The organism is Brevundimonas sp., from assembly GCF_016463485.1.
Lineage (GTDB): Bacteria > Pseudomonadota > Alphaproteobacteria > Caulobacterales > Caulobacteraceae > Brevundimonas.
In genome coordinates, this window is record NZ_JAEMRD010000184.1 from 1 (window position 1) to 5,622 (window position 5,622).

Annotated in this window: 6 protein-coding genes; 2 read left to right on the plus strand and 4 right to left on the minus strand. The window is 68.0% G+C overall.

The features are described from left to right. Nucleotides 1-387 precede the first annotated feature (387 nt). The gene (locus JHC99_RS17165; RefSeq protein ID WP_292155862.1) at nt 388-2,175 is read left to right on the plus strand and encodes a DUF885 family protein; all 1,788 of its coding nucleotides are present in this window, start codon (nt 388-390) and stop codon (nt 2,173-2,175) included. A gap of 178 nt (nt 2,176-2,353) precedes the next feature. On the opposite strand, the gene JHC99_RS17170 is transcribed toward JHC99_RS17165, so the two are convergent. From JHC99_RS17170 to JHC99_RS17180, 3 genes are all read right to left on the minus strand, one after another. Further along, complete coding sequence (locus tag JHC99_RS17170; RefSeq protein ID WP_292155864.1) at nt 2,354-2,908, minus strand: DUF2939 domain-containing protein; 555 nt, start codon at nt 2,906-2,908, stop codon at nt 2,354-2,356. Nucleotides 2,909-2,953: 45 nt separating this feature from the next. Beyond that, nucleotides 2,954-3,583: a DUF2939 domain-containing protein gene (locus JHC99_RS17175; RefSeq protein WP_292155865.1), complete on the minus strand. Its 630-nt coding sequence runs from the start codon at nt 3,581-3,583 to the stop codon at nt 2,954-2,956. A 98-nt stretch (nt 3,584-3,681) separates the two neighbouring features. After that, the gene (locus JHC99_RS17180; RefSeq protein ID WP_292155866.1) at nt 3,682-3,915 is read right to left on the minus strand and encodes a hypothetical protein; all 234 of its coding nucleotides are present in this window, start codon (nt 3,913-3,915) and stop codon (nt 3,682-3,684) included. Nucleotides 3,916-4,181: 266 nt separating this feature from the next. Here JHC99_RS17180 and JHC99_RS17185 point away from each other — a divergent pair, with 266 nt between their 5' ends. Next, nucleotides 4,182-5,207: an AraC family transcriptional regulator gene (locus JHC99_RS17185; RefSeq protein ID WP_292155868.1), complete on the plus strand. Its 1,026-nt coding sequence runs from the start codon at nt 4,182-4,184 to the stop codon at nt 5,205-5,207. Between the two features lie 70 nt (nt 5,208-5,277). Here the strand turns inward: JHC99_RS17185 and JHC99_RS17190 are convergent. After that, on the minus strand, nt 5,278-5,622 hold a 345-nt coding region (locus tag JHC99_RS17190), incomplete at its 5' end, for an isocitrate/isopropylmalate family dehydrogenase (RefSeq protein ID WP_292155869.1).

The following is a 5,622-nucleotide window of genomic DNA, read 5'->3' on the forward strand; positions in this document are numbered from 1 at the left end:
TAGCGGCAAGGGGTTAACACCCCCGCTGGTTCGGGAGACCGAGCCGTACAGCTCCTGCGAAAACCACGCACGCGGAGCGTTCGTCTTTCGCCGAAACGGTAATCACTACCCCTATTCCGGGCGAAGGCCCGGACGCTCCGCCGGCCCTTCCCATCGCTTCAGCGAGAGATCGCGTGAGGACGAAGAGGCGTGTGTGAAGAGTGACTTGTAGTTGGTGGCTGGTGGCTGGTGGCTGCTGCATTTGGCGGCACGCCCGATTGGCGGCCCTCGCGCTGGCGTCAAGGATGCGACAACCACCAGCCACCATCACAAACCAACCATTCACCACTCCCCATTGACGCCGCGTTCGCGATCCCGCCCCATGCACGCCTTCATCCGAGGTGCCTCATGTCCAAATTCGTCGCCGGTCTCGCCGTCCTCCTGCTGACCTCGGTCGCCCTGCCCGCCTCGGCCCAGACGACCCCCGCAAGCGCTGCGACGCCGGCCCCGAACCCCGCCCTGTCTGCCCTGCTCACCGACTACGAAGCCTTCCTCAAGGCCAATGACCCGATCTCGGCCGGGTTCGAGGGCGATCAGGCGGCCAAGTCGAAACTGCCTGACCTGTCGCGCGCCGCCGAACTGGCTCGCAAGGCCCCGCTCGAGGCCTTTCTCGCCCGCGCCGAGGCCATACCAACGGCGGGCCTGTCGTCCGAGGACCGGCTGAACCGTGACTTCCTGGCCTGGGTCCTCAAACGGTCGATCGAGGCGATCCAGTTCGACGATCGACGCCTGGCCTTCGATTCCGAAGGCGGGGTCGGCCAGACGGCGGCCTATGTCGCCTCGGGCACCCGGATCACGACGCGGGCCGACGCCGATGCCTGGATCGCCCGGCTGGAGGGCTTCGCCAAGCTCTATGATGACGGCCTGGCCAACGCCCGTCGCGGACTGGAAACCGGGTTCACCCAGCCGAAATCGGTCGTCGAAAGTGTGCTCGTCACCTTGGGCAACGAGGTCGCCTATACGGCCGAGACCGAGCCGCTGATGAAGCCGTTCGCGACCCTGCCCGCGACCATCCCCGCCGAGGACCAGGCGTCCTACCGCGCCCGCGCCGCCGCCATCGTCGCCGACCGGATCGTGCCCCGCCGCCGTGCCTGGCTGGACTTCGTACGCGACGACTATCTGCCCGCCGCCACCGATGTCGTCGGCATCGGCTCGCGCCCGGGCGGGAAAGCCTACTACGCCTTCCAGGCCCGCTCCTATACGACCACCGACCTGACCCCCGACCAGATCCACCAGATCGGCCTGGACGAGGTCGCCCGCATCCGGGCCCGCATGGACGCCGAGATGCGCGCCTCGGGCTGGACCGGAGATTTCGCGGGCTTCCTGGCGCACCTGCGCACCGACCCGCGCTTTTATGCCACCTCGCGCGAGGACATGATCGAGAAGGCGTCGGAGATGGCCAAGCGGGCGGACGGTGGCCTGCCGGCCCTGTTCCGCACCCTGCCGCGCCTGACCTACAACGTCCGGCCCGTGCCGCTGGACATCGAGGCGACCTATACCACCGGCCGCTACAACGGCGGATCATTGGCCGAGGGCGTGCCCGGCGGATACATCGTCAACACCGGCAAGCTGGACCAGCGGCCTCTGTATGAACTGCCCGCCCTGACCCTGCACGAGGCGGTGCCCGGCCATCACCTCCAGATCGCCCTGCAACAGGAGGCCGCCGCCGGTCCCTATTTCCGCCGCAACGTCGACGTCACCGCCTTCACCGAGGGCTGGGGTCTGTATTCCGAATTCCTCGGCGAGGAGATGGGCTTTTATCGCACGCCGGAGGAGCGCTTCGGCCGCCTGTCCTACGAGATGTGGCGCGCCTGTCGTCTGGTCGCCGACACCGGCATGCACTGGATGGGCTGGACGGTGGAACGGGCCCGCGCCTGCTTCACCGACAACTCGGCGCTCGCCCCTCACAACATCGAGACCGAGCTGCAACGCTACATCGGCTGGCCGGGCCAGGCCCTGGCCTACAAGATCGGCGAGATCCGGCTGCGTGCCATCCGGACGCGAGCGCAGGAGGCACTGGGCGACCGGTTCAATGTCCGCGACTTCCACGACGCCCTGCTCGTCGACGGCCCCCTGCCGCTCGACCTGCTCGACGCCCGCATAGACGCCTGGATCGACAGTCAAAAGGAGAAATGATTGCGGCGTAGGCCTCCCGCCCCTTTCGTCATTGCCCGGCTTGACCGGGCAACCCAGCGGCGCCGAAGGCGACCTGTTCACGCTGGGTGTCGAAAATTGGTGTCTGCGACAGGTTCGCGCTGTCGCGCGCCGCTGGGTCCCCCGGTCTCGCTACGCTCGCCGGAGGATGACGAGAGGATCAAGCGGGATCGGGCAGATCGACTCCGGCCAGTTTCCAGAAGAAGACCGAATGCCGCTCGAGCAGCAGGTCGAGCTTCTGATCCGGCCGGTCCGGATCGCTGAGCGTGACCGCAAAGGTGTCGAGGTCGCGATAGCTGTAGCTCTTGCGGATGTCGTCCCCGGCCGTGTCCGCCTTGGGTGCCGGTTCGCCGACCGCATCGGCGGCGCGCGGTTCGCGGGCCTCGACCACCATGGCGGCGACGGCCTTGGGCGTCACCAGGGTATCGACCGCGCTGGAGATCAGGCTGGGGGCCAGCAGCATCCCCAGACCGCCCAGCGCAGAGCCCCGGTCGCCCAGGTCGCGGCGCATCTCGGCGACCAGACGGGCGTTCATCTCGTCCTTCATCGACTGGCGCAGGGCCGGGAAATCGACCTTGCGCTCCAGCGCCGCCTCGTCGCCCGCCTTGGCCGCCTCGACCAGCCCCCGCACCGCCAGCAGCGGCGAGACGAAATAGGCGATCAGGAAGGCACCGACGACGGCGACGACGAGGACGATGAGGGACTTGCGGTTCATGAATACTCCTGCGGCACCAACGCGGCCAAGCTTGGGCGGTTGCGATCAGGGCTGCGCCGACGTGGCTTCCGGCAACCCGACATGCACCAGCTTCCACTCATAGGGCCCGCGTCGCTCGAAGGTGAAGACCGTCCGGGCCCCGCCGTCATTCGTCACCGCCAGCCGGGTCCGGTTGACGGACCAGTAGATCGGCGTGGGCCATTTCGCCTCCGCCGAGGCCGGCGCTTCCATTGCGTCGCGGCCTTCGCCCCGCGTCAGCGACGACAGGGCCGAGGGCGACAGATAGGCCTCGACGTCCGGCGCATCCGGGGCCTGAGGCGTCACCGCCAGATCGAACTGGCGGCGAACGGCCCCGATCGGATCCTGGATGAAGGAAGGCGGCGGGGTCAGCGGCTCGGGCCGTCCCGACAGCTGCGGCCTCAGCGACGCCCGGACGGCGTCATAGTCGATCAGCCTGGCCAGGCCCGCGACATCCCCCGCCTCCGCCGCCGCCCGGATGCCGAAAAAGGCCACCACCGGCGCGGCGAAAAAGGCGACGACCGCCGCCACGGCAGCGACCGCGATCAGATTGACGATCAGCCGCTTGAAAGACGGTTCATTCCGACGGGCCGCCTTGCGCGCCGCATCCCTCGCCCAGACCGGGCCTTCATCGGTCGGCGGAGAAGAAGGGGTCAAGGCAGGGGCTCCAGGATCGGGGCCGGAACGCTAGACGGAAATCCTGCCTCGACAAGGCCTCTTCCCCGGAATTGCGACTCGCTCAGCCGCATCGGCCGTCAATCGTTCGGACGGTCGGCGTCCTGGGCCCCACGCAGGGCGTCCTCACGAGTATGGGCTTCCCCGGCCGCGACGGACTTGCCGTCCTCGGCGATCAGCATCCAGGTCCAGCGATCGCCGTCCTGGCGCAGATGGACAGCGGACGAACCCTCGCTCGGGCGGCTGTGCGGCATCGCGGTCGGCCCTGCGGGCTTTCCGTCGAGGGCCTCGATCATGGCGGCATCGAAGATCAACGCAACAACTCCTGTCGAAACAGAGGCAGGTCGTTCAGCGTGGACTGAACGACCTGCTAGGCCCTGGCGCAATTCCCCACACCGGGGCTGTCTCGAACCGACGCTGTCACGCCGATCTGACGTCTTGATAGCGGCTCTCCCGGTCATGACCATGCCTGTGCGTCTCAAGCCGCCCGCCCCGCCAGGTCGCGCCGTGATTGCCTTGGCCCGAGAAACCACGATAGGTTCGAGCGTGAATTGGGAGCGCCGCCGGGCGTCGAGACCTCTTGACCAGTGAAGCCATGGCCTGGGACACCGGGTCGCGTAACGGCGAAGAGACCTACGAACTCTATCGACAGAGCATGGCCGACCTGTATGCGGTCGAGGGCGTCGCACCCGAGGCTCGGCCCAGCTTCTACAACACCACGGTCATGGCCCTGACGGCTGAAGGCGTCGTCGGTCGCGGACGATCCAGCGGCCAGATCATGCGACGCACCCGGCCCTATGTCGGTCGCTCGGCCATCGACGGGATCAACCTGCTGGTCAATCTGGCCCCGCTTGTCGGAGACTGCGCCGGGCGCGACGTCCGCTCACGGCCCGGCGACGTCCAGATCCGTGACCTGTCGCGTGAAACCGTGTCCCGGGTCGCCAGCGTCGACGTCTACAGCCTGCTGATCCCGCGGCGGTACGTCCCCGACATTCTGCTGCAACCCTCGGCCCACGGAACGGTGCTGAGGCGCGACAGCGCTGCCGGACGGTTGATCGGGGGCCATATCCGCATCCTCGGCAACCAGATCGAGCGGCTGGACGATGCCCACAGGCGTGCCGGGCTGACGGCGGCCCTGGCCATGACCGCCCGCGCCCTCGGGGACACGCGCTCTCTCGATCCGGAAACGCGCGCCTCCCTACGCCTGGGACTACGCTGGCGGGCCGAGCGATGGATCCACGACAGGCTGCTCGACCCCGACCTGGATGCAGACACCGTGGCCCGGGCATGCGGCGGGTCTCGGGCCACCCTCTATCGGGCGTTCGACGCCGACGGCGGGGTCCATCGTTTCATCCAGAAACAGCGCCTCGAACGCGCCCATATGACCCTGCGCGAAGGCCGGCGCCGGTCGGTCGCCGATGTGGCCGAGGACCACGGCTTCCCCTCACAGTCGCACTTCAGCCGCGTGTTCCGCGATACCTTCGGCTATTCCCCGTCCGACGTCCGTCCCGGCCTGTCTCCGGACTTCCCCTTCCCCGTCCGCAACGGGCGGATGAGGCACGACGTCGCCGTCGGATGGCTCAAGACCCTGGCCGCCACCGGCTGACATCGACCACGAAAACGCCCGCCGGAGCGATCTCCGGCGGGCGTTTATGTCGCGGATCTTGAAGCCGGATTTAGCCGACGTTCGGCAGCTCGGCGCGCAGGTTCTCGGCGACCTTGTCGAGGAAGCCCTCGGTGGTCAGCCAGCCCTGGGTGTCGCCGACCAGCAGCGCCAGGTCCTTGGTCATAAAGCCGGCCTCGACGGTGTCGACGACGACCTTTTCCAGGGTCTCGGCAAAGGTGGCCAGCTCTGCGTTGCCGTCCAGCTTGGCGCGGTGCTTGAAGCCGGCCGTCCAGGCGAAGATCGAGGCGATCGAGTTGGTCGAGGTGGCCTCGCCCTTCTGATGCTGGCGATAGTGGCGGGTCACGGTGCCGTGGGCGGCCTCGGTCTCCATCACCTTGCCGTCCGGCGTCATCAG

What these genes read in the sequence shown, in the direction of transcription:
- JHC99_RS17170 (WP_292155864.1), bottom strand. Translation starts at nt 2,908, where the DNA reads ATGAACCGCAAGTCCCTCATCGTCCTCGTCGTCGCCGTCGTCGGTGCC.
- JHC99_RS17165 (WP_292155862.1), top strand. Translation starts at nt 388, where the DNA reads ATGTCCAAATTCGTCGCCGGTCTCGCCGTCCTCCTGCTGACCTCGGTC.